This is a genomic window from Prolixibacter sp. NT017, assembly GCF_009617875.1.
In the GTDB taxonomy this organism is placed as follows: Bacteria; Bacteroidota; Bacteroidia; order Bacteroidales; family Prolixibacteraceae; genus Prolixibacter.
On sequence record NZ_BLAV01000001.1, the window covers coordinates 1443838 to 1468662 of the forward strand.

General features: G+C 45.2%; 20 protein-coding genes. 10 read left to right on the plus strand and 10 right to left on the minus strand.

All coding sequences use genetic code 11. The annotated features are described in order from the left end of the window. Positions 1–63: 63 nt before the first annotated feature. The 6 genes from GJU87_RS05905 to GJU87_RS05930 all read right to left on the minus strand — a co-directional run bounded on the left by GJU87_RS05905 (position 64) and on the right by GJU87_RS05930 (position 4394). A complete protein-coding gene (locus GJU87_RS05905) occupies positions 64–693 on the minus strand; it encodes a hypothetical protein (RefSeq protein WP_153638675.1) in 630 nt (209 codons plus the stop codon). Next, positions 677–1168: an RNA polymerase sigma factor gene (locus GJU87_RS05910; RefSeq protein ID WP_153638676.1), complete on the minus strand. Its 492-nt coding sequence runs from the start codon at positions 1166–1168 to the stop codon at positions 677–679. The genes GJU87_RS05905 and GJU87_RS05910 overlap by 17 nt, the downstream gene beginning before the upstream one ends. Before the next feature lie 305 nt (positions 1169–1473). After that, complete coding sequence (gene nhaD / locus GJU87_RS05915) at positions 1474–2730, minus strand: sodium:proton antiporter NhaD (RefSeq protein WP_153638677.1); 1257 nt, start codon at positions 2728–2730, stop codon at positions 1474–1476. Positions 2731–2798: 68 nt separating this feature from the next. After that, a complete protein-coding gene (locus GJU87_RS05920; RefSeq protein WP_153638678.1) occupies positions 2799–3011 on the minus strand; it encodes a hypothetical protein in 213 nt (70 codons plus the stop codon). A gap of 213 nt (positions 3012–3224) precedes the next feature. Then, a complete protein-coding gene (locus GJU87_RS05925) occupies positions 3225–3911 on the minus strand; it encodes a hypothetical protein (protein ID WP_153638679.1) in 687 nt (228 codons plus the stop codon). An 18-nt stretch (positions 3912–3929) separates the two neighbouring features. Then, complete coding sequence (locus tag GJU87_RS05930) at positions 3930–4394, minus strand: hypothetical protein (protein WP_153638680.1); 465 nt, start codon at positions 4392–4394, stop codon at positions 3930–3932. A gap of 230 nt (positions 4395–4624) precedes the next feature. Between GJU87_RS05930 and GJU87_RS05935 the strand changes: the two genes are divergently transcribed. Beyond that, positions 4625–5983 (plus strand): B12-binding domain-containing radical SAM protein, encoded by a 1359-nt coding sequence (locus tag GJU87_RS05935; protein ID WP_194831456.1) that lies wholly within the window; start codon positions 4625–4627, stop codon positions 5981–5983. A 91-nt stretch (positions 5984–6074) separates the two neighbouring features. Here the strand turns inward: GJU87_RS05935 and GJU87_RS05940 are convergent, their stop codons facing one another. Together GJU87_RS05940 and GJU87_RS05945 are read right to left on the minus strand one after the other, a co-directional pair. After that, entirely contained in the window at positions 6075–6890 is an 816-nt protein-coding gene (locus tag GJU87_RS05940) for an aminotransferase class IV (protein WP_153638682.1), read from the minus strand. 26 nt (positions 6891–6916) lie between these two features. Next, positions 6917–8269: a BamA/TamA family outer membrane protein gene (locus GJU87_RS05945; protein ID WP_153638683.1), complete on the minus strand. Its 1353-nt coding sequence runs from the start codon at positions 8267–8269 to the stop codon at positions 6917–6919. 313 nt (positions 8270–8582) lie between these two features. On the opposite strand from GJU87_RS05945, the gene nfo reads away from it, so the two are divergent. Together nfo and corA are read left to right on the plus strand one after the other, a co-directional pair. Continuing rightward, positions 8583–9428 carry a deoxyribonuclease IV gene (gene nfo / locus GJU87_RS05950; protein WP_153638684.1) on the plus strand — a complete coding sequence of 282 codons (846 nt, stop codon included), beginning with the start codon at positions 8583–8585 and terminating at the stop codon, positions 9426–9428. 188 nt (positions 9429–9616) lie between these two features. Further along, positions 9617–10567, plus strand: coding sequence for a magnesium/cobalt transporter CorA (gene corA, locus GJU87_RS05955; RefSeq protein ID WP_153638685.1), 951 nt, complete (start codon positions 9617–9619; stop codon positions 10565–10567). Positions 10568–10640: 73 nt separating this feature from the next. Here the strand turns inward: corA and GJU87_RS05960 are convergent, their stop codons facing one another. After that, complete coding sequence (locus tag GJU87_RS05960; protein WP_153638686.1) at positions 10641–11087, minus strand: nitrophenyl compound nitroreductase subunit ArsF family protein; 447 nt, start codon at positions 11085–11087, stop codon at positions 10641–10643. A 454-nt stretch (positions 11088–11541) separates the two neighbouring features. Between GJU87_RS05960 and GJU87_RS05965 the strand changes: the two genes are divergently transcribed. The 7 genes from GJU87_RS05965 (at position 11542) to GJU87_RS05995 (ending at position 23453) form a co-directional block, all read left to right on the plus strand. Beyond that, positions 11542–14346, plus strand: coding sequence for a prolyl oligopeptidase family serine peptidase (locus GJU87_RS05965; protein ID WP_153638687.1), 2805 nt, complete (start codon positions 11542–11544; stop codon positions 14344–14346). Between the two features lie 344 nt (positions 14347–14690). Then, the gene (locus GJU87_RS05970; protein ID WP_153638688.1) at positions 14691–15344 is read left to right on the plus strand and encodes a hypothetical protein; all 654 of its coding nucleotides are present in this window, start codon (positions 14691–14693) and stop codon (positions 15342–15344) included. Next, positions 15341–18130 carry a TonB-dependent receptor gene (locus GJU87_RS05975; protein WP_153638689.1) on the plus strand — a complete coding sequence of 930 codons (2790 nt, stop codon included), beginning with the start codon at positions 15341–15343 and terminating at the stop codon, positions 18128–18130. Before GJU87_RS05970 ends, GJU87_RS05975 begins: the two co-directional genes overlap by 4 nt. Then, a complete protein-coding gene (locus tag GJU87_RS05980; protein ID WP_153638690.1) occupies positions 18117–19286 on the plus strand; it encodes a DUF4249 domain-containing protein in 1170 nt (389 codons plus the stop codon). Before GJU87_RS05975 ends, GJU87_RS05980 begins: the two co-directional genes overlap by 14 nt. A gap of 36 nt (positions 19287–19322) precedes the next feature. Next, positions 19323–20501 carry a DUF4249 domain-containing protein gene (locus GJU87_RS05985; RefSeq protein WP_153638691.1) on the plus strand — a complete coding sequence of 393 codons (1179 nt, stop codon included), beginning with the start codon at positions 19323–19325 and terminating at the stop codon, positions 20499–20501. 72 nt (positions 20502–20573) lie between these two features. Then, entirely contained in the window at positions 20574–21746 is a 1173-nt protein-coding gene (locus GJU87_RS05990; protein ID WP_194831457.1) for a DUF4249 domain-containing protein, read from the plus strand. Positions 21747–21758: 12 nt separating this feature from the next. Continuing rightward, positions 21759–23453, plus strand: coding sequence for a hypothetical protein (locus GJU87_RS05995; protein WP_153638693.1), 1695 nt, complete (start codon positions 21759–21761; stop codon positions 23451–23453). A 75-nt stretch (positions 23454–23528) separates the two neighbouring features. Here GJU87_RS05995 and odhB read toward each other — a convergent pair whose 3' ends face one another. Continuing rightward, entirely contained in the window at positions 23529–24815 is a 1287-nt protein-coding gene (gene odhB / locus GJU87_RS06000; RefSeq protein ID WP_153638694.1) for a 2-oxoglutarate dehydrogenase complex dihydrolipoyllysine-residue succinyltransferase, read from the minus strand. Between the last annotated feature and the right edge of the window lie 10 nt (positions 24816–24825).

A 24825-nucleotide genomic window follows, 5' to 3' on the forward strand; every position in this document is an offset into this window, starting at 1 on the left:
GTAGCGTTGATGACTTCTCTGGTAGGCTTGAGCGCTTCTGAGGTAGCGTTTAACCCGACAAAATTACTCCCTCAGTTTATCCATATCCGAAAGGATTTCGTCCAGTTTTTTCAATACCCGGCCATACACAATCTGCAGGTCCCATTTGTAAAGCCGTCCGCCAACAGCGTAGAGTATCCCCATGATGATGAGCACACCCAACAACCAAAATACCGGGATTCCGTTCACGAAATAAATGGAAGGAAGATGTCTCGTTACCAACGGAAGGTAGTCGGAGAACCAAAAGCCCAAAACCATCGACAGGAAGAAGAATGGGTAGTAAAACCGGGCCATCCTGGCGTTGATGTCAATCTGCTCTTTCAACCAATGGTCAAACGATTTGACGTACTCGTAGCTGCTCACATTCGGCTCGATTTCCATAAGCCTTTTCTGTAAGATGCGGTTGACCAATACGACGGCACCGGCAATCAAAAACACCATGATGCCCATGACGGGTATCCCGACAACAAAAGAAGCGCCCAAAATGACAACGCCCCCAATCACAATGGCCCGTAAGTTGGTTTGAAACATACGTTTGAACTTCTCGACGATGTGTATCGATTTCTGCGTGTACAGGTTATTTAATTTGGGGGCCACCAACGCATTGGCTTCTAAAAAGCCTTCTTTCCAAATGGTTTCAATTGACTTTTCCATCTAACAATTTTTTTAATCGTTCTTTAATCCGGTTAATGCGTACGCCAATGTTGTTGGTATTCGTACCCATGATATCCGCGATTTCCTGGTAAGATTTTTCCTCCAGGTAGAGTAAAATAACGCCTCGATCCACTTCCGAGAACCGCCTGATGGCATCGTACAGCACATTCAGATTCTCGTCAGCAAAAGCGCGGCTATCCTCTGTCTGTTCTTCGGGTACATAATCGGAAGCAAAATGCTGCGTGTTGTTTTTCTTCTTCTTCAGCAAAGTCAAACAAACATTCAGCGATATCCGGTAGACCCAGGTGCTCCATTCCGACTCCCTGCGGAATTTTTCCCGCGTCCTCCAGATTTGCAGGCATACCTCCTGGTAATAATCTTCAAAATCTTCCTGCGTATTCGTATACGCCCGGCAAATCTTGATGATCAAAGCCGAATAGGGAAGAATGTAGGCTGTATAAAAATCGCTGCTCAAATTTTCTCTTTTCTTTGTTTAGTGGCTTACATCGCGGATTATTACACCCGGTTGCATGTTTTTTCGGAATTGAATAGGGAAGGTACGAAAAAGCCGGAAGTTCGGCCGTAGAGACTTTGCATGACGTCTCTGCCCTGCACAAAAAATGCTGCTGCTACTACAATGAGGGATCATGACAGAAACATCATGCATCGTTTTTTTTGGGGTGGTAAAATTGTAGCAGTTGTATTGGTCAGACTATGTTATAGGTTACCCTCCGAATCGTTATCAACCCTGTGAGCAATGGCGTAGGATAACATTTGTGATTAAAGCATGAATATATACAGGAAAGCGCCTGATAAATATCCAATAAGGGCAATCCAACTTATTTTTTTGAGATACCAGAAGAAGTCAATTTTCTCTATTCCCATGGCAGCAACACCAGCTGCTGAGCCAATAACAAGAATACTACCTCCGGTACCGGCACAGTAGGCAATCAGTTTCCAAAAATAATGGTCGGTTGGAAATGAATGTAAATCGTACATCCCCATCGATGCTGCTACCAGGGGGACGTTGTCTATCAGAGATGAAAGCATGCCAATGGAAATGGCGATGGTTTTAAGATTTCCAATTGATTTACTAAGTGCTGCAGCTAAATTGGAGAGCAAACCAGTCGATTCAAGTGCTGCAACAGCCAGCAGAATTCCCAAAAAGAATAAAACACTCGGGATGTCTATTTTGCGTAATGCATTTGTTACGGTTATTTTATGTTCATACGATCTGTCTTTGTTTAAGAGTTCTGTTACAATCCATAACACAGAAAGCCCTGTCAGCATTCCCATGAATGGTGGTAAATTGGTGATGAATTTAAAAACGGGGACAAAAATTAGAGCTGCAATTCCGGTAAAAAAGACGATTCGTTTCTCAAAGTTCAGAATACTTGATTGTTGATTTGTATTATCCATTCTTTTAAACTGCCCCTTAACCATAAGCGAGATTAATAATAGCGGGACGAGCATACTGACCAGGCTGGGGACAAATAATTCGCGCATGATATTAACGGTTGTAATCTGACCACCAATCCAAAGCATGGTTGTCGTTACATCACCGATAGGAGTCCAGGCTCCTCCGGAATTTGCCGCGACGATAATCATGACAACAAACAACAATCTGTCCTTCTGGTCGCTTAGTAGTCTTCGGATAAGGGTAACCATGACAATCGTAGTGGTTAGGTTATCAAGAACGGAAGAAAGAAAAAAGGTAAGAACGCTTAAGGTCAGAAGAAGTTGCCTCTCGTTACTTGTTTTAATTTGCTTTGTGATGACATCAAACCCGTTATAAGAGTCAATTAATTCAACGATGGTCATGGCACCAATCAGGTAAAAAATAATTTGTGATATATTCCCAATGTGTTCAACCAACTGTTGAACAATGCTTTCTGAATTAGAATTAAATAGAATATACGCTGTCCAAATGAAGCCTCCTGTTAACAGGGCGATAGCTGCTTTGTTGATTTTCACCTTGTTTTCAAGGGCAATTAATGCATAACCAAAGCAAAAAGCGATTAGAATGATGGTGTCCATTGCTATTTGTTTTCTATCCGGTTAGAGTATTAAAATGCATTTATCGTTATTTAGACTTTCTGACCTTCTCACCTTTCCGGACTTTGCTCATAGGTTGGTGTTTTTATTTTCCGTTCAGTTCCATGAGCCGGCGTTCTTCCAATTCCAATAGGTTGACGAAAGAGCATCTGTTCGGTTGATTCGTCAAAAAATAATGTTGATGACTCGGCCGAATTATTTACTTGCGGCTGTTCTCTTACGTGGGTAATCGGATGATGAAGGATTGTTTTTTCTGCTTTCATTTTGTAGGCTGTTAGCAACCATTAAGTTAGCGAAAAAATTGTCAGGGATGGCGTTTCATTTGGGGCGGTTTTGCAGTTTTTAAGATGAGTATCAGAGTTAGATGAATACTGCCCGGACGGCCCCGATTGCTGCGTTGGCGACAGTGGTATGTGGTAAAGATGCAATGCTTTGCGTCTTCGGCATGTTTTTGCAATGCATCGTATAAGAACCGGTTAATCTTTTTCTCCAGCCGGTTTCAGTTCATGAATTGCCAGGTTCAGCAGGCTGTCGATATGCGGTTGCGGGTTCCGGTGCAGATATGGATTGGTGCGATTGTCTGAGCTTAAAATGTATCGGATGGATTGACCGCCTATTTCGATTCGGCCTTCATGTTGTGAAAAAGTATTCCATTGGGCCGGTTCGTTGATGCGCAGGTTGTTGATGGAAGCCAATGAGCTGTCGAGGTGCACAATGTGGGTGTCGTGCACATTCAGCTCTTTGCTGAAAATTCCGCTGCGTTGGAAATCCGAAAGGGACTTTTCTTTCGAATCGAACAGGACCACAATGAAATCTTTGTCCGTGTGAAAGTTGATATCGACGGTTCTGCCCTGGAATGAGTAGAAGAAGAAAATGATGACTGCGAGTATGACTTCGCCAAATACAAGGCTCTTGTAGGGGAGAATCCTGGTTAATAGTCGGTCGGCCACATATAATGTCACAACCAAAAACATTAGGGTAGTGGTGACGGCAACCACGATGGCTTCGGATGGTTTGTCGATAAAATAGAGAACCCACGCCCAGGCTGTAATCAGTAAGGCACCAACGGTTATTAGCGTCATCGGGGTGACGGGCCAAACTAACCTTTTCAGGAAATTCCTGAATTTGGTTCGGGCGCCGTTTCTTTTATTGGGTTTACCCATTATTTTTCTTTTTCCTGGTCACACTGGTTCCGTCGTTAATCCGAGGCTCAGGCGCAACCGTTCCAGTTCCTTCTCCGGGTCTTCGTTTTTACCGATGCTTTTCAGTGGTAGGAGGGAGTGCCCTTTGGCGTCGTACAGCTCGACAAAAGTCTGTTTTACTTCGGTATCCAGCGAGCGGTTTCCCCGGCTGTATGAGGTAAACACTTCCCGCGATGTTACAAGGTGGAGTTGCATGTCCCAGTAAATGTCGTGCCATTTTCCCAGGCGTATCAGTCCAAACAGGTTGTTGCTGAATTTTACTCTCCGGTTGTAATAATCGATGGTGGTGCTGGTGTTGGTGAACCCCAGGAAGGCGCCGATAAATACCAGGGCTAATCCGGTAAGGGAAAAATAACTGGCCACTACTCCCGCCCAAAAAACAATGATGCCGGAAGTGGAGGCTACCGGACCAAACGCTTTCTTGAATCGGTACGTCTTTTTCATAAGAACAGGTTGGTGAGTTGAGTTAGTCTTTATTTGTCAGAGAGGAAAGATACAAAAAAACCGAATGTCTTCATCGTAGAGACACAATGCTTTGCGCCTCTTCTGCTGCATGGTTGACAGGTGACCATGCTCATTCGACCGTGCGATTGGATGGACCCTGAATATTTATGAATCCCGTATCTGTTCCTGTCGGAAAGTCCCGTAACTTTACAGAAACGAAACCTACAGCCATGCATCGGGGATCCCAAATAAAGTTTACCCTGATTAATCCCACCTCTCCGTTGTGGCGCATTGGCGTCCATCAACGTCCGGCTAATTCCGGCGTGTTCCGATTTTCCATGCTGGCCAGTTTGTATGTGGCTGCTTCCATGCCTTCGTACGTTGAAACAAAGATTGTTGACGAAGATGTGGAGCCGGTCGATTTTAATGACGATGCAGATATCATCGGCATCTCGTTCATGACCTATAATGCACCCCGGGCTTACGAAATTGCCGATCGGTTCCGGGCAAAAGGCAAGACCGTTATTTTCGGTGGTTATCATCCTACGTTCATGCCGGACGAGGCAATTCAGCATGCCGATGCTGTTTGTATTGGTGAAGCCGAAAGCAACGTGCCCCACATGATGAAAGATTACATGAATGGCCGGTTGAAGCGATTCTACCGAAGTCCGCTGGTCGATTTGACAGGCCTGCCGGTACCCGACCGGAACCTGCTCCGCCAGCGGGCCTACATTACCACCAATACATTGCAGGCCACACGCGGATGTTTTAACCGGTGCGGGTTCTGTTCGGTGGCACGTTTTAACCAATACAAGCTGCGTACCCGGCCGGTAGGCGAAGTGGTGGAAGAGTTGAAAGGCCTGGGCCGCGAAGTGCTGTTCATGGACGATAACATTGCGCTCGACAAGGAATATGCCCGGGAATTATTCAAAGCCATGATTCCTTTGAAAAAGCGGTGGCATAGCCAATGTGGCATCAGCATTGCCGAAGACGAGGAATTAATTCGTTTGGCGGCTCAGAGCGGTTGTCGGGGACTGTTTATCGGCTTTGAGTCGCTTTCGCGGCAGAGCCTGGAAAGCTGGAGAAAATTGGGCAATAAACGTGTGGATTACCTCGAAGCAGTGAAGAAACTTCATGGGGCCGGTATTGGCATTTTTGCAGGGTTCATCTTCGGCAGCGACCACGAGGGGCCTGATGTATTTGCCGATACCCTCGATTTTCTGTTGGAAGCCAATATCGAGGTCCTTCAGGCTACCCGTTTGACACCTTTTCCGGGTACGCCGCTTTTTGAACAGCTGGACAGTGAAGGCCGCATCTTCGACAAGGATTGGAGTCACTACGATTTCTTCCATGTGGTACACCAGCCACTGAACATGAGTGTGAGGGAGCTGCATAACGGGACGGCCTGGCTCCAACAGCAATTTTACCGGTACGATCGCATTATCCAGCGGGTGAGAAGAGCATCCGGATATCTGCATACGGGAACCGTTCTCCGGGCTTTATTGCCATTGAATCTGGGGTATCGCCACAAGTTGGCTGCGTATACGTCTTTGCAGAAAAAGTTGTCGTTTCAACCGAAAGCCGGCTAGTGATATCGGCATATGGTAGAGACGCAATGCTTTGCGTCTCCATGAACGCACGGCTTATAGCAGTGTATTCATAAAACGGCATTCGCGGTTATCAGTAATCTTTCCTAATCCGCTGAAATTCATCCATGATTTGGCGGGTGATGGCTCCCGGCTGCCCGTTGCCGATGGTTCCTCCGTCAATCTGCACAATGGGCATGATTCGTTTGGTGGTGCTGGTCAGAAACACTTCATCGGCTGTCATCAGATTTTCTAAACTGATTTCAGTCTCCTGATAACTAAGTTTGCGTCCCCGGAGAATGTCCAAAACAATGCTTCGGGTTACTCCTTTTAAAATGTTCTCTTTGGGTGTGATAACCTTTCCGTTTTTCACTGTGAAGATATTTCCACGCGAAGTTTCCTGAACCGTTTTACCATTGTGGTACAAAATGTCTGCTGTTCTGGAGTCGGTCGCTTCATCGGCCCAGAATTGCCCGGCCAGGTAGTTGGTCGATTTGGCTTCCGGCAGAAAACGGCTGAACTCTTTCAACGCCAGATGGGCTCCCTGCTCATAGAGCGATGGTGCGTACTGTGGCATTTCCGTTGGGAAGATGTACAGGGCAGCCTGATAAAAGTCTCCGGTGCGTGGTGTATGGGGCAGCGCAAACATCTTGATGTAACCGTGTTCCATGCGGTTGTGCAGGATTATCTCCTCTATAGTCTTCGGCAGACGGGGCAGGAAATCAATTGTCAGCTTCAACAGTCGGAGGGAATGTTTGAAGCGCTCGACGTGCCGCTCCCCGTAAAACGGTTTTCCGTTAATGACTTCAAAAAACTCAAAGGCCCCGTATCCCCGGTTAATGGAGATGCTGGTGACCGGAACCGAGATAACCCGTAGTTCCCTGAACAAGCCGTTGTCGAACCCAATCATGGTATGTCGTAGTAAAAATGCTTTTTCTAAAAGAGGTAATTCAGACCGATGTAAATACCCGAATCACCATCCTGTTTGTCGAGGGCAATACCGTAGTCCAGCGCTGCAATGAAGTTTTGGTTCATGGCCAGGCGCAGTCCGCCACCGACACTGTAATGCATCTTCTCAGCACCGAAATTGAAATACTGGTTCATCGGCTCGTTCATGTTGGAAATCTTGTTTTGGATGTCCATCTTCTTCACCACGCGGCCGAAGTCGAGGAATCCGTTCAGGCCCCAGTAGAAATGTTGCTTGAATTTCTCCATCCGGGCGAATTTCCAGCGCAGTTCGGTATTACCCATCACAAACCCGTCGCCCACGATGCGGTTCCTCAGTATACCCCGCAGTGTTTTGGCACCTCCTAATCCCGATGAGGATGAGCCACGGAGTGCAGAAGCAATAATTTGTGGCTGGTAGTAAAAGGGCGCGTGACCGCCAATGGTTTGCTGCCATTGGATGCGGTAGGCAAACGACAGGTCATTTTTCACGATAGTGAAATATTGGCGTTGCGTAATCGATAGTTTGGTAAAGCTGCTTTCGGCACCCATGAATTTTTGTGCGGTGGCCAGTTCGGCTTCCGCCCAGATGCCGTGCATGGGGTTCGGTTTATTGTCGCGGGTATCGTACACCAGTCCGGCTTTCACAATCGGAACAAATCCTCCGTTGGCTTCTTTTGCCGAAATGATTCCCCATTGCTGGTATTTTTCGTACAGTCCGGGCTGCTCGCTCACCGGCGGCAGTTTGTCGGCTTCCTTTTTTCCCTTGTTCAGTTTATCGACATCCACCGAGCTGATGTTGAAGTTGAGCAGGTTGAAACCGACCAGCCAGCGGAAATTCGAATCGCCCCAGTCGCCCTGGATATCGGTTTTGAACCGGAAGAGTTTCTGATGGAATTTGTAAAACATCCGGGTACGGTAATCAGGTGATTTGTCGTCGGTCCAGTTTTTATTGTACACAGCCTCGTAGCCGTTGAAGCCGTAAAAATCGTATGCCTGGTCAGGAAGGTAACTCAGGTCGGTGGTCAGCTCGATGCCCGGAATCAATGCTTCCGAATCGTAGTAGAAACGGTAAGTTCCGCTGCCTTTGGTATAATGCGAAACTTCGAAATACAACGAATGGTTGTAGTTGGGGTAATTGCTGCCGTCGCCGTAATTGAAGAAGTTGACGACCGCTCCGTACTGGAAGCCCAGGTCGCTGTCGAACGAAATGGCCGGTAGTGCGCCCATATTCCATCCGGTTTTTATCTCTTTTTTCTGGTTGTTTTGTTGATTGTTTTGCTGTGCACTGCTCCAAAACGGAATAGCAGTCAGCAGGATAAGCAGGAATAGATTCTTTTTCATCTTGGTTTGCTCAAATAATCATTTGATGACGCCAAGATGGTGTTTTCCTTTTTATTTACAAAATCGAGAGTGTCTCTGGCCTTTGTAAAGCAGACAACAGGCGAAGACCTTACATACATTGTTAATTATTTTGTTTAACAGAAACGAACTTTTTATTTTGTTAATCCTTTATCAGGATGAAAGAAAAACAGATTTGACGATAGCTTGTGGGCTGTCTTTTGTTTTTCGTTAAAGGAGAAAATTAAGAATATGAAACGAGTCCCGAAACGTCGGGACTAGTTCCATCAGGCAATTGAAAATAAATGATAAACTGATGAAATACATTGGAGCACATGTGAGTGCAGCAGGAGGCGTGGAGAATACACCGGCGAATGCGCATGCCATCGGGGCGAAAGCCTTTGCTTTGTTCACCAAAAACCAGCGGCAATGGGTGGCCAAACCGTTAACGCAGGAAAACATCGACGGTTTCAAAGCCAACTGTAAGAAGTACGGCTACGATCCGAAGCACATCCTGCCGCACGATAGTTACCTGATTAACCTGGGGCATCCCGAAAAGGAAGGTTTGAAAAAGTCGCAGGATGCCTTTCTGGACGAGATGCAGCGTTGCGAACAGTTGGGCTTGTCGTTGTTGAATTTCCATCCGGGAAGTCACCTGAAAAAGATTTCTGAGAAAGAATGTTTGTCGAAGATTGCGGGCTCGGTTAACCTGGCGCTGGAGAAAACGAAGGGTGTGACGGCGGTAATCGAGAACACGGCCGGACAGGGAACGAACCTCGGTTTTTCGTTTGAGCAGCTGGCGGAAATCATCGACCAGGTGGAAGACAAAAGCCGCGTGGGCGTCTGCATTGATACCTGTCATGCCTTTACTGCCGGCTACGATTTGATTACCGATGAAGGCTATGAAGAGACTTTCCGAAAGTTGGACGAGGCTGTCGGATTGAAATATCTGAAAGGCATTCACCTGAACGATTCGAAGACAGAACTGGGGAGCCGTGTGGACCGGCATGACGCTATCGGCAAAGGTTTTATCGGGAAGGAGGCTTTTCGCCGGATGATGCAGGACGACCGTTTCGACGATATTCCCATTATTTTGGAGACGCCTAACACGGAAGCCTGGGCCGAAGATATCGCGATGTTATACGGGTTTGCCAACGAGTAAACCTTTTTCGGTTACGGAAAAAGGAAGAGGCAGGGTAGTGCTCGCCCCGCCGAATTTATTAATTTTGTGTAGCCCGGTTCAGACCTGCTGTGAATCTGTAAAATGATGTTTTATGATGTCGTTTTTTTCCGGAGATTGATGGCCGGCATGTAAAGGGGTATTTGTCTAATAAACAAATCCTGCAGCTTATGATTACATTCCTGTATAAGGAAAATGGAAGAGTTCATATGGAGAAAGTCCGGGATTCGATTTCGGATTTTGGCGATAAAGAGATTATCGGAATTGATCTGGAAAGCCCGACTCCTGAGGAACGAAAACAAGTCGAAAGCCAATACAACATCAAGCTGCTGAGTTGGCAAAAAGCCGAAGAGATCGAGAGTAGTTCCCGCTACTTCGAAACGGATGATACCATTATTGCCAACTCCAATTACATGAAAATGGAAAACGGACGATACGATTACATGCCGGTTTCCTTCATCATCAAGCACCAGATCCTCTTTTCCTATCACTACGATAAGGTCGACTCTTTCAAGAATGTGTACAGTCGTCTTCAGGCACAATCGGTCACCGATATGGACGGATACGACTTGTTTCTGCTCGTGTTGGATGTGCGTATCGACTATGATGCCGATCTGTTGGAGGCCGTGGGACGAAGCATCAATCAAATCAGTAAAAAGATCCGTATCGACCGGGATTTGGACGAAGAGAGCATCCTGCAAATTACCCAGTTGCAGGAAGCTACCATGTTGCTGCGTGAGAATATTATGGACAAGCAGCGGGTGATGTCGGCTATCCTGAAGAGCGAGCGTTTTGTGAACAAGAAGGAGGGACGTTTGCGCATCATGCTGAAGGATACAGGGTCGTTGCTGGAACACACGGCGTTCAGCTTCGAACGTCTCGAGTTTTTGCAGGACACCCTGATGGGATTGATTGACATCGAGCAGAACAAAATCATCAAGATGTTCTCGGTGGTGGCCGTGGTATTTATGCCGCCAACTTTAATTGCCAGTATGTATGGCATGAACTTCCGGATTATGCCGGAACTGAGCTGGAGTTTTGGTTATCCGTTTGCCATTGTGTTGATGCTGGCATCCTCTGTTTTAACCCTTTGGTATTTCCATCGCAAGGGCTGGCTGTAGTCTTTCTCAAAAAATTCCCCTGCCGTTTGTTGTGAACAAACAATAGGGGAATGAATGGGTATGGTTACGATTATTATCTGTTATACTCTTCCCGTTGCATAATAGTTTCTTTTAAAAGTCCCTGAAATTTTTCGGGCTCTTTAACTGCGTAATCGAAAGCCTCTTTCGTCAGGTTGTCATAACCTTCGCGCCCGGCAATAACGATAGACGTATTCGTAATGTGGTAATAACGGGCCAGTTTTCGGTTGGGCCTGCGGTTAATGTTCACATCGATGAAATGTACGTTTACCGAATCGGCAAAATATTTCATCACCGTTTCTTTCGTAGCGTTACCTACAGTTTGACAAGTTGTACAGGGCTTGTCGCCGTGAAAGTAGTATACATTCACCGTATGGGCCGGAATCGAAATAACGGTGTCGGTCTCCATGGCAACTTTTCGCTGTGCTTCCTTTTTATGACCAGGCTTGCAGGCAGCAAAAACGACCAGGGCCATGATGGATATGAGAAGATAGTTTTTCATGTTATGTCAGGTTAAGTGTTTATACAATGCAATTCTGTTGTAGCTCAGTATTGTTTTACATGCTATTGTGAATCCCGCTATGGCGGCCTGTTTTAAATTGAATCTAACAGAGGCCTTTTCTCTTCAAGATACGTAGAATTATATAAACTTAGAAGTGTGTAAAGCCACATAATGTTCATTGTTTTATACGTTTTATAGCATGTTTTGTATGCATAAAGAGAGATATCAATTTGAAGCATAGGGGTACTTGCTTAATTTGAAGTGCTTAAGGTGAAAAGGATTGTTTTATAACATAATCAATCTAAATGACGGTTCTCTTGTTGTATCCGGAGATCCGTGAAGAGCGTGGGTGTTGGTATGCTGCCTGATTCTGCTAATTTTTATATTTTTATTGTTTCCCTTGCAGGGAAGGAAACGTGTGTATTCGAATTTGAAACTGGAAAAATCTTTACTTGTGAAAAAATTACTTCTTTCTTTGTTTCTCGTGTGGTTTGCTGCCGGCGTATATGCTCAGCAAGAGAAGAAACCATTGACCACCGCTAATTTTAATACCTGGAAGCACATTCGTGAGCCGCAAATATCGGAGAATGGGCAGTACCTGGTTTACGAACTGAACCCGGGCCACGGGGATGGCAATCTCGTTGTGAAGGATATGACAAGCGGCCGCATTGACACCATTGCCCGGGGATACGATGCTAAGTTGTCCGGAAACAGTTCCATCGTGACGTTTAAAATTAAACCTCAGCTGGCGCTCCGTCGCGAGGCGGAAGTGGAGAAGTTCAAGAAGGATAAGCAGCCGCAGGATTCCATCGGGATTTATTCCTTTAAAACCCATCAGGTGGTAAAGTATCCCAAGGCTGAATCGTTTAAAATTCCCGAAGAAGGAGCCGGTTGGGTGGCATTTATGTCGGATGGAAAGATTGAAAGTCCGGCTGATTCAACGAAGGCAGATCAACCCGACGGGGACAAAAAGAAGAAGAAGGACAAAAAGGAATCGGGCAATCTGGTGGTTGTCAAGCCGGGCCTGACTGATACGTTGGTCTTTCGCGATGTAAAAGAGTATGCCTGGTCGAAAAACGGAAATACGCTGATGTTTACGACAGAAAAGAAAGATTCGACAGCAAACCTGGCATCCGTTAACTATTTTGATACCAAAAGTGGAGAAAGGCGCATTGCCTTTTCAGGGAAAGGATTCCCGGGCGAGATTGCCATCAGTGAGGTCGGTGACCGCGGAGCTTTCCTGTTATCGAAAGATACGGTTGAAAACAAAACTTATAGTTTGTACCTGTCAGAAGTTGATGCAGCCCCATCGATAATTGCTGATACGTTGACCGCGACTTTGCCAGAAGGCTGGGCTCCTTCGGGAAATGGGAAGTTGGATTTCTCAAAAGACGGGAAGCGCCTGTATTTTGGTTCGGCACCGAAACCGGAACCGGAGCCAAAGGACACGTTGATGAAAAGCGAAAAGGCCCGTCTGGATATCTGGTCATGGACTGATAAGCAATTGCAGCCCCGTCAGAAGATTAAGCTGAAAAGCGAGAAGAAGCGCACCTATCTGGCCGTGTACGATGTAGAGAAAAAAACAATTACCCAGCTGGCGGACAAAAAGCTGAAAACGGTTCGGACAAAAAGAACCGGAGAAGAGGCGTATGCGGTCGGTATCGACCCTGTACCTTACGAAAGAGCGATGTCCTGGACTGGCCTGGAGCGCTCGGATTTTTACCTGGTTAATATCGCGAACGGAGAGAGGAAGTTATTGGTAAAAGGTGTTAGGCGGGGACGCCTGGGACCGGCTCAGCATTACTTTGTTTACTACAATTACCAGGATAGTACTTACTATTCAGTGAATACGAAAACGTTGGAAACACTGGCGCTGACGAAGTCGGTAAAGGTGCCGATGTACGACGAACTGAACGATATGCCAACACCGGCTTATCCTTATGGGATTGCCGGATGGGGCAAAGATGATAAGTATGTTTTCGTGTATGATCGATATGACATTTGGCGTCTTGATCCATCGGGAAAGGAAAAACCGGTTAATCTAACCGAAGGATACGGACGCAAGCATCAGATGGAATTCCGGTATGTGAAACTGAATCCGGATGAAGAATATATTTCGACGAAAATTCCGGCATTGCTTTCGGTTTTCCAGGAAGAAACCAAGCAGGCTGGTTATGCTTCCTTACGGATGAATAAGGAGGCTGTGCCCGATATGTTGGTTTGGGATGATTACATGTTCCGGAAAACCGAGAAAGCAAAAAATGCCCCGCAAATCATATTCACGCGGGAATCGTTCACCGACTACCCCGATGTTTGGAAAACAGATGACCGGTTTGCCAGCTACCAGAAAGAAACGGATGGCGAGCCGCAGCAGAAGAATTATCTGTGGGGCTCCGCAGAACTGGTGAGTTGGACCAATCTGAATGGAGTGAAGTTGCAGGGAATATTGTATAAGCCCGAAAATTTCGATCCGTCGAAAAAGTATCCTATGATGATTTATTTCTATGAACGGAGTTCCGACTCGTTCCATCGTTACTGGACTCCCGGGCCGAGCCGTTCCATCATTAATAAGCCGTTTTACACCAGCAACGATTACCTTGTTTTTGTTCCCGATATCGTTTATACCGTCGGTTATCCGGGACAAAGCGCTTACAACTGCATTATGAGTGGGGTAGAAGCGTTGATGGATAGATACCCGTTTGTGGATGCGAAGCACATGGCTTTGCAGGGACAAAGCTGGGGTGGTTATCAAACGGCTTACCTGGTGACGCAGACCAACCTGTTTGCTGCTGCCATGGCGGGTGCTCCGGTGGCCAACATGACGAGTGCCTATGGCGGTATTCGCTGGGGAAGCGGTTTAAGCCGAATGTTCCAGTACGAGCATACCCAGAGTCGCTTGGGAGGAACGTTGTGGGATAAACCGTGGCGCTACCTCGAGAATTCGCCGTTGTTCTATGCCGACAGGGTTCAAACGCCGCTGCTAATGATGCACAATGATCATGATACGGCAGTTCCGTGGTATCAAGGTATTGAATATTTTGTGGCACTGCGCAGACTGAATAAGCCGGTTTGGATGCTGAGCTACAATGACGAGCCGCATAACCTGAAAGCTGATAGCTGGGGCGACAGAATGGATTTGTCTATCCGGATGAAACAATTCTTCGACCATTACCTGAAAGGAACTGCAGAACCGAAATGGATGAAAACAGGTCGTCCTGCCATTGATAAAGAAATGGATGGTGCGTTGGAAATAAAATAATTGTTTGGAGATATCTAGAAGATGGCCGTATAAATAAAACGTATGCGGCCATTTTATTCATCTTTTCCTTATGTTTAATTTTATGTTAGTTATGTTTTGAAAATTCTTTGTTTAAACGAATTGTTTCACTAATTTCATAAATCCAAAATGCGCCTATCAAAAGCATTTCAGACACTGAAACGATTTTTCCCGCATAAATTGAATTAGCGGAAGCGGAGAGAATCTGTACCACTGAGGTTTTATATTGTGTGTATTGTAACTAACTGATTTAAAGATTCTAAATGTTGTTTTATTCTTTAAGGAGAGTACTGCCTCTCTTATTGCTTTGTCTGCCGTTTTATTTAATGGCCCAGAAGGCTTCGGTTGATAATCTGAAAAAGCAGTATGAGCAGTATGACCAGATGTATGGCTTAAATGATCTGCTGGTCAACGGAGTTTTGTACATCAACCTGCATTATAATGCTACGGGATACCCGTTCATGGGAGAAAATACATTTCGCCGTGGTTCCGTAAAGGTAAAAAACGATAATTTTTCTCCGGTTGAATTGAAATATGATATCGCTGATCAGCAGCTCGTGCTGAAAGTAATTAATTCATTTGGAGGCGTGAGTCAGATTGTTTTGCGGCGAGAGTTTATTCATAGTTTTACTCTTGAAGGTGGTTATTCTTTTGAGTGGATTGACAACGATCGGTTGCCTGCATCATTTTATCAGGTGGTCGGGAACAAAGGATTTCGCTGGTTAATCAAGTATATTAAATACCTGAAGATCCCCCAGGGAACACAAACCAATCACTATGCCTATACAAAAGCTTACCGCAAATATTACTTCGAACGCGATGGAAAGGTATTTGATATCCGGAACCGGGGAGCCATAAAAAAACTTTTTCCTGATAAGAAAAAAGAGCTGAAGAAGTATTTCCGTGCACACAGGAAATCATTCTCAGCTATTTCTAACGAAGACTTTAATAACCTGCTTAATATCCTGAAAGACGCATGAGAATTACCAGCATTATCTGGGGAATCGTAATAATGTGTATGCTGGTGCCTGAACTCAGGGCGCAAAACCAGGATAACGATATCGTATTTTCCGGAGATTATAACGGATTAACGTTTGAACAATTTGTTTCCAAGGTTGAATCTCAACAAGAGGTTCACTTCTATTATCGCAAAGATTGGGTGCAGAATATCCAACTGGAGCACGCTTCGGGTTCGGACTTGTCGATGAGGGAAGTTTTGCACCGTGCTTTTCTGGGTACGGATCTTCGTTTTTATATCGATGCCTATCGCGACATTTATGTGATGAAAGGTAGGGACATGGTTACAGCTTTACCCGACAAGTTGATAGAAGCTTCTGGCGGTAAAAGCCAAAAAGGAGGCATTACGGAAGTTGAAAAGCGCTACCTGGAGGGGCGCAAGGAGAAAAAGAATAAGACGATTGTTTTTGGGCGGGAACACATTAAAAAGCCAAACGAGCGGGTGTATCTTACCGGACGTGTAACCAACGCTGAAAGTGGAGAACCATTGGTTGGGGCAACTTTTTACGTGGAACAATTGAAAGACGGCGTCGTCAGTGATGCCCAGGGGTATTATCGTCTGGTGGTGCCCCCCGGAAAATATACGCTTCAGTTGGGTAGCATGGGAATGCAGAAACAGGTTTATAACCTGCAGATTTGGCAAAATGCCCATTATAACTTCCAGTTCGAGAAGGACATTATTCCTTTGAAAGAAGTGGTAATTGAAGCCAATAAATTTCACAACGTGCGCGGCACCCAGATGGGATTTCAGCGTTTGGATGTGAAAGCAATCAAGGAAATTCCGGTAGTAATGGGCGAAAGCGATTTGCTGGAGGTTGCTCGTATGTTGCCGGGGGTTCAATCGGTTGGTGAAGGTAGTTCCGGGTTGAATGTGCGTGGAAGTCCTGCCGACCAGAACCTGTTCTACATTAACCGGGTTCCGGTGTTTAATACCTCGCACTTGTTTGGTTTTTTCTCGGCGTTTAACCCGGATATAGTAAGGGATTTTTCTTTCTACAAAAGTAATATCCCGGCCCGTTTTGGTGGTCGTCTGGCTTCCATTTTCGATATTTCGACCCGCGAAGGCAACAGTAAGAAATTTACTGCACGTGGCGGAATCAGCCCGATTACCGGAAGGCTTTCGGTGGAGGGGCCGCTGGTTAAAAACAAAGGTTCATTTGTCATCGGTGGGCGTTCGACCTATTCCGACTGGATTTTAAGACGGCTGAAAGACCCTGATTTGAAAAACAGCAATGCCGGTTTTTACGATATTGCGACCAACTTCAGCCTTGAGGCAAACCGGAACAACCATATCCAACTCTTCGGTTACTATAGTCACGATAGGTTTACGCTTTCTACCAACAGTCACTTCAAGTACAGCAATAAAGGAGGCTCACTACTTTGGAGACACCTTTTCAACGAACGTTTTACGGGCACATTCAGTGGTGCTTTCGGAGAATATTCCTATGCTAATACTGAGGAGCAAGATCCGTTGAATGCTTATACGAAGAACTATTCGATAGGGCATTATGAGATGAAGAGCGACTTTGATTACAATGTGGCTCCGAACCATTTGCTACGTTTTGGTCTTTCTGCTATTTATTACGATCTCGACAGGGGGGCGTTGAATCCTTATGGAAATGAATCGCTGCGTTATTATACCAACCTTGGAAGGGAATATGGAACAGAGGATGCTCTTTACCTAAGTGATGAATGGAAAATTGGAGCGAACCTGACTGTGGATGCCGGAATCCGATACAGCTATTACGCTTATCTAGGGCCCAATAAAGTTCGTAACTATTATCCCGATGCTCCTTTGGATGAGAACACGGTTGTCGACACAGTAGGTTACAAATCAGGTGATATTATTCAATCGTATCATGGCCCCGAATGGCGACTGGCGTTGAATTATTTGGTGGGACAAAACAGCTCAGTGAAGCTGTCCTACAACCGGATGCGTCAGTATCTTTTCATGCTGAGCAACACGGTTGCGTTATCTCCGAACGATCAGTGGAAGCTGACTGATTCGCACATTAGTCCTCAGATCGGAGATCAGTTTAGTGCCGGTTTTTACCGGAACTTTCCCGATAAGCATTTGGAAACCTCTATCGAAGCTTATTACAAGAAGGCGAATCATTTGGTTGAATATAAAAACGGTGCTGATTTAATTGGAAACCGCTGGGTTGAAACCGACGTGGTTCAGGGAAAACAGGATGCTTACGGATTGGAGTTGATGCTGCGTAAAACAGCCGGAAAACTGAATGGCTGGATCAGCTATACCTATTCGCATGCCCGGGTAAAAGTAGATAGTAAGTTCCCTGAAGATCAGATTAATTCAGGAAAAGAATATCCGGCTAATTACGATATTCCTCACTCGGTGAATGTGGTTACCAATTACCGCTTGAGCCGCCGCGTGAGTTTCTCCGGCAACATGGTGTATTACACCGGTCGTCCAATAACCTACCCGAGTGCTATTTATTACATCGACGGAAAAAAAGTGTTGAACTACTCTCTCAGGAACGAATATAGGTTACCCGATTATTTCCGTGTTGACCTCTCGTTGAATATTGAAGGAAACCTGGTCGCTAAAAAACTGGCTCACAGTTCCTGGATGGTCGGTGTATATAATCTTACGGGAAGAAAAAATGCTTACTCAGTGTACTTTAAAAATGTGGATGGCAACATTCAGGGATACAAACAATCTATTTTCGGTGTGCCGATTCTGACACTTACCTGGAACTTTAAATTGGGTAACTATGCGAGTGAATAAGGTATACGTATTGTTACTGGCAGTATTGGTTGGAGGGGCTTTGTTTCAGCGATGTGTGGAGCCTTTTACCCCTGAAATAAAAAAATACTCCGACTTGTTAGTCGTCGATGGTACATTGACTGATGAGGTGGGAACACAGGTAATTTCTGTTTCGCGTAGTTTTAACTATAATGATGCTGAGTTTATCGCAGAGAATGGATGTACTGTCACGGTTCAGGATGACGAGGGAAACATCTATTCTTATGCCGGGAAAGGTAATGGTAAATATGAAGCTGAGTTTTACCAAGGCGATCTGCAATATGGAAGAGCTTATATGTTGCGAGTAATCGCGAATGATGGAGAAGTTTTTGAATCGGATTACCAGAAGCTGAAACCGGCACCCAAAATTGATAGTGTAACCGCCCGATACGAGACAAAGATTACCATTGAGAATTATGACGGCCTGAAAGGATACCAGTTCTATGTGAATGCTAGTGACCCGACCAACAATACACGCTATTATCGCTGGAGTATGGAAGAAACCTGGGAATATCATGCGCCATATGAAGTTACGTTTATGTGGGATGGAGCTTTGCATTTCTTTTCTTTTCCTAACGACAGAAGCAAATGTTGGAAAACGCTGGAAGTTCCAGGCATTTTTACCGGGACAACTCGTGATATGTCTGGGGATATATTAAAGAATGTCAAGTTAAGTTTTGTTTCCACTGAAAGTGAACGATTAAAGTGGCGATATAGTGTATTGGTCACGGAGTATTCCCTTTCGGCGGAAGCATACGATTTTTGGAGTGGTTTGGAAAAACAAACTCAAAAGACCGGTAGTTTTTATGAAACGCAACCATACATGATTCGGGGAAATATTAACTGTGTTTCTAATCCAAACCAAGTTGCATTGGGTTTTTTTTCTGTAAGTGGAGTCAGTAAGAAAAGGATTTTTGTGGGACCAGCCCCTGATCCAGTTGTTGAAATGGTTTGCAATTTGGATGAAATAACCCCAAGAAATCCGATCGAAAGTTATCCCGCTTCCTCTTTTCCTGTTTATCTTCAAGGTACTCTTTTGCCGAATGGTCAGTATCACATGGCAGCAGGCGAAAGACGCTGTTTCGATTGTCTCGAAAGAGGAGGGACGAATGTGAAACCTGATTTTTGGAAGTATTAGAAAACCAATGGATAATAAATAATTGTGGTATAGTAAATGATGCAATCCGGAAAGAAATACCTGATAGGAGCGCTTGTCATCTTTATGATGATGGGAGGATTGCATTATTGTGTCGAACCATTTAATCCGTCTGTAGAAAAGTATACCGATCTGATTGTTATCGATGGTACACTAACGGATGAACCCGGGATTCAGAGGGTGATGGTATCCCGAACATCGAGTCTTAATGATTCGGCATTTATACCTGAAATCGGTTGTACTGTAACCATTTTGGATGATGCAGGAAATATTTATGATTTGAGCGACGCTGGAAATGGAAACTATATAGCTGAGCTTAATAAGGAACAGTTACAAACTGGAACGTCCTATATGTTGAGGGTAATCGATAATCGTGGTGATGTATTTGAATCAGATTTCCAAAAATTAACGCAACCTCCAACAATTGATAGTGTGACAGCTCGATATGAGCCTAAATATTCGGCTGAATTTCCTGATGGATTGAATGGGTGCCAGTTTTATGTGAATACAAGCGATCACAGTGGCAAAACAAGATATTATCGATGGAGTATGCAAGAAACCTGGGAGTACCATTCGATATACAAAGTTGGAGCCATGTGGGACGGTGTCTTACACGATAATTACTTTTTCAAGGATAATAGAACAACTTGCTGGATGACGAAAGAAGTCCCCGGTATTTTCACTGCCACCACTCGCGACATGGAGGGAGATGTGTTGAGGAATTTTAAGTTGAACTATGTTTCCACGCTGAGCGATCGACTAAAATTCCGTTATAGTCTTTTAGTAAGGGAATATTCGCTTTCGGCTGAAGCTTATGAGTTTTGGAATGGGCTTGAAAAACAGACGCAACAGACGGGGGGATTATACGAAACGCAACCGTACATGATTACCGGAAATATTACTTGTATTTCAAATCCGGATAGGATTGCACTTGGATTTTTTTCCGCGAGTGGAGTCAGTAAAAAACGAGTTTTTGTCGGTTCTTCTGCCTATCCGGTAACAGATATTGTATGTTCTTCTGATACGATAAAAGGAACGGGTGATTTGATGCTTTATCCGCAAACAGCTTACCCTATTTATATGTATTACTTTATTTTACCTTCCGGTGGAGTAGTGAGAATAGCTTCCAATCAGCGTTGCTTCGATTGTTTGGTTCGTGGAGGCACAAACGTGAAACCGGATTTTTGGCGAGATTAACTAGTGGTAAATAAATCAATTAAGGCGCAATTCCTGCTAAGAAATGTAAAAACAGGTTTTAAACAGATGATAATGGTGGTAAAAAAAAGATATGTGATGTTGATTGCTGTGGCTATAGTTGGGGTGATTGTGCAGCGTTGTGTGGAGCCATTTAATCCACCGGTAACCAATTACACTGATTTATTGGTTATCAGTGGGACGTTGACGGATGAGCCGGGTGACCAAACGATTACTGTTTCCAGGACGACTCCCTACACCGACTCTACCTACGTTCCCGAGAATGGATGTTCGGTGACTGTTGTCGATGATAAGGGCAACATAATTCGTTACACAGGGAAAGGAGGAGGCAAATATGTTGCCAATATAACCAATAGTGATTTGGGATATGGAACCAGCTATATGTTGCGGGTGATCGATAACAAGGGCGATGTATATGAGTCCGATTACCAGACACTGCAACCAGCTCCTCCTATTGATAGTTTGACAGCCAGTTATCAGCCGAAAAGTACTGCGGAAAATCCGGACGGCTTAAAAGGGTATCAATTTTATGTGAATACCAGTGATCCCAGTGGCAAAACTCAATATTATCGCTGGAGTATGCAGGAAACCTGGGAGTATCATTCTCCCTATACCGTCGCAGCCATGTGGGATGGTACATTACATTTGAATTATCATTTTGAGAACAACCGGTCCACTTGTTGGATGACAAAGGAAGTACCGGGAATATACGCTGCTACGACACGCGATTTGGCTGAAGATGTATTGAAAAATTATAAGCTGAACTATGTGTCAACGCAATCGGATCGGTTGATGTGGAGATATAGTCTGCTGGTCAGAGAATACTCTCTATCCGCAGAGGCTTATGAGTTTTGGAATGGATTGGAAAAACAAACGCAGCAAACAGGTGGGCTGTTTGAAAGTCAACCATATATGATTCGGGGAAATATAACCTGCGTGTCCAATCCGGGTAAAATAGTGCTCGGGTTTTTTGCTGCCAGTGGCGTTAGCAAGAAGCGAATTTTTGTTGGTCCTGCACCTGATCCGGCGAGACAGATTTCTTGTAGTTCCGATACCATTAAATCAATCAGGGATGATCTGATGCCATACCCACCTTCTTCTTATCCAGTATATATGTATAACTTTATTCTTCCGTCGGGAGCAATCATTAAAGTGGCTTCGGATCAACAGTGTTTTGATTGTTTGAAGCGCGGGGGCACCAATGTCAGACCTTCTTATTGGCAATAAAATAAAGGGAATATGAATACAAAAACTTTTATAAAACAGTTGGTAATATCCGTTGCACTTTTGGTTATTGCTCTTCCCGGGTATCTTCGCGCTGCTGACGAACCTGCCCAGAATGAAAAGGTTGCTTTCGTTACAGATCGCGATTTTTATGTGGCCGGCGAGGACCTGTATTTCAAAGCGTGCAATTTGTCAAATCCGGAGATGGCGGCATTGGAATGGAGCAAGGTTTTGTATGTGGAGTTGATCGATGGGAATGCCAATCCGGTTGTTCGAGAGAAGTTTACATTCGGAGAGAATGGAGCAGACGGTCGAATAACCATTCCCGAGGTAATTCCTTCAGGGTACTATTACGTAATGGCTTATACTCGCTGGATGCGTAATTTTCCTGCTTCCGGATTTGCCTGGAAGATGGTGAAAATTCTGAATCCCTATTCAGAAGAAGTGGTTTCGGGAAACGATTCCCTGAAGAGCGATGCCGGTGGAAATTGGGAGGTGGAAAGAGATTCGACCGCCCATCAAACATTTAAAAGGAGGCAAGATGTTTCGCTTGCTTTGTCGCTCCCTGATGCAAATGATCCAACTTGTACAACAACCGTTTCCGTCGTTCGGAAGGGGAGTCACGTGCCCTATCATCAACAGATGGCCGTTCGCGATCCGGATTACGATAAAGTAGCCGGGGATACGATTGTCTTCATTCCGGAAACACGAGGAGTGAGTGTAAACGGCAGGGTTGTAAATCGAAATACTGGAAAACCTGTGGCTTACGCCCGGATTAACCTCTCAGTTTTAGGTGGCGAAGGCAAATTTCATGGAACCTACAGTCGTTCAGACGGGACTTTCCACTTCGCTATTTTGGATGAGTATGGTAACCGGGAATTATTTATGTCGGTCGAAAAAGACAGTGTTCCCTGCAAGTTATTGGTTGATAATGATTTTATTCAGCGGAGGTTGGCGGTTCCTAATATGAAATTTCGGTTGACTCCGGCTGAGAGGAAGATGGCGGAGCGGATGATGATCAGTCAGCAGTTGGCCAATAATTTTAGGTTAAGAACCAAGCCTGATTCAATGAAAGCTAAGAAGAATGAAGAATATTTCTTTGGAAAGCCGGTTTTTCATACTGATCTGGATAAATACATCAAGCTGCCAACGCTTGAAGAGGTTTTCTACGAGTTGGTTCCCAGCGTTGTAGTGGTTCGTCATCACGGAGTGCCCCGGTTCTTCGTTGCGGGCGACCATTCCGATTTGCGCCTCTATCCGCCACTGGTACTGCTCGATAGAGTGCCCTTGTCGGATATGAATAATATTCTCTCCATTCCTCCGGAGCGAATCAAATCCATTGATGTGGTTAATGCTACCTACCAGCGTGGTAATTTGATTTACGGAGGGATTATCAGTATGAAATCGCGACAAGACGATTTGGCGGGGATTGATTTGCCGGAAAGTTCTTTCTTCCTTGAGTTTCAAACGCTCGATCAAGCTGACAGTTCACATGTGCTAACTGATGTGAAAGGAGCTGGCTCACCTAATATTCCAATGATGGGAAATACGTTGTATTGGAACTCTGATTTGACGGCGGATGAAGACAATAAGGTTCACGTTTCGTTCGATACAGGTGATGAAACAGGCGATTTTGAAGTTTGGCTGACTTCGGTAACGATAGAAGGAAAAGTGTCCGAAAGGTGTGTGCCAATTACGATTACCCGATAGAAAAAGGATTCAGCAAATAAAAAAGCGGAGCCATTTTGTGGTTCCGCTTTTTGCATCATATAGTGGTTGCAATATTTACAAGTCCAGCAGTAATTCTTCGGGCGAGCTTCCGCCGAAGAGCAATTTCTCCGGATTCTCGATGAATTCCTTCAGGTGAACAAGGAAGCCCACGGAGTCTTTTCCATCGATAACACGGTGGTCATACGAAAGGGCGGTGTACATCATTGAACGGATTTCCACCTTGCCGTTTACAGCAATAGGCCGCTCTTTAATGGCATGCATTCCCAGTATTCCGCTTTGCGGCGGATTGATAATGGGCGTAGACATGAGCGAACCAAATACACCACCATTGGTAATGGTAAACGTTCCACCGGTCATTTCTTCGATGGTCAGTTTCCGGTTACGGGCTTTGGCAGCCAGCTCTTTTATCTCCAGCTCAATTTCCGGAATCGACTTGGTTTCCACATTGCGGACAATCGGAACCATTAACCCTTTGGGCGTCATCACAGCAATACCTACGTCGTGGTAACGGGGCGTGACAATTTCGTCTCCTTCAATCATGGAATTAACACCCGGATGCTGCTTCAGCGCTTCGCTGACCGCTTTGGTGAAGAAGGACATGAATCCCAGCTTGAAGCCGTGCTTTTCAACAAATCTTTCCTGGTAAGTCTTGCGCAACTGCATCACGTTAGTCATGTCCAGCTCGTTGAACGTGGTCAACATGGCCGTTTCGTTTTTAACGGAAACGAGACGCTGACTGAGCTTTTTACGCAGTGAGCTCATTGTTTGCCGGTCCTCTTCGCGACTCGCTTCGGGCTTTTGCATTGCCGGATGGTTTTTTAAGGCATCGGCGGCGGTTTCCACATCCTTACGGGAAAGACGACGCAAACCTTCGAGTACTTCTTCGACGGATAAACCTTCGGCTTCCATAACGGCTTTGGCTGCTGGAGTCGTTTTCACATGAGATACATCGTCTCCGGAAGACTTCGGCGTTTCAGACTTTTTCTCAGTTTTGGGTGGTTCCGGTTTCTTCGTTTCTGCTTCGGGTTTCTTTTCCTTTACAGGAGCTTCTTTCTTCTCCTCAGCCTTAGGTTCTTCTTTTGGCTTAGCCGGAGCTTCTCCCGCTTTGTCCGTATCGATGGTACAAGCAACGGCGCCGACTTCGATGGAATCGCCCTCCTCTGCTTTAATATTCACTGCTCCCGCTTCGCTTGCAATGAGAGATAGGGTGGCTTTATCTGATTCAATCTCTGCTATTTCCTGGTCCTTCTCAACTATATCACCGTCAGAAACAAGCCAACTTCCTATTTCCACTTCGGTGATGGATTCACCCGGACTCGGTACTTTTATTTCGATGATCATCTTTTTGGTA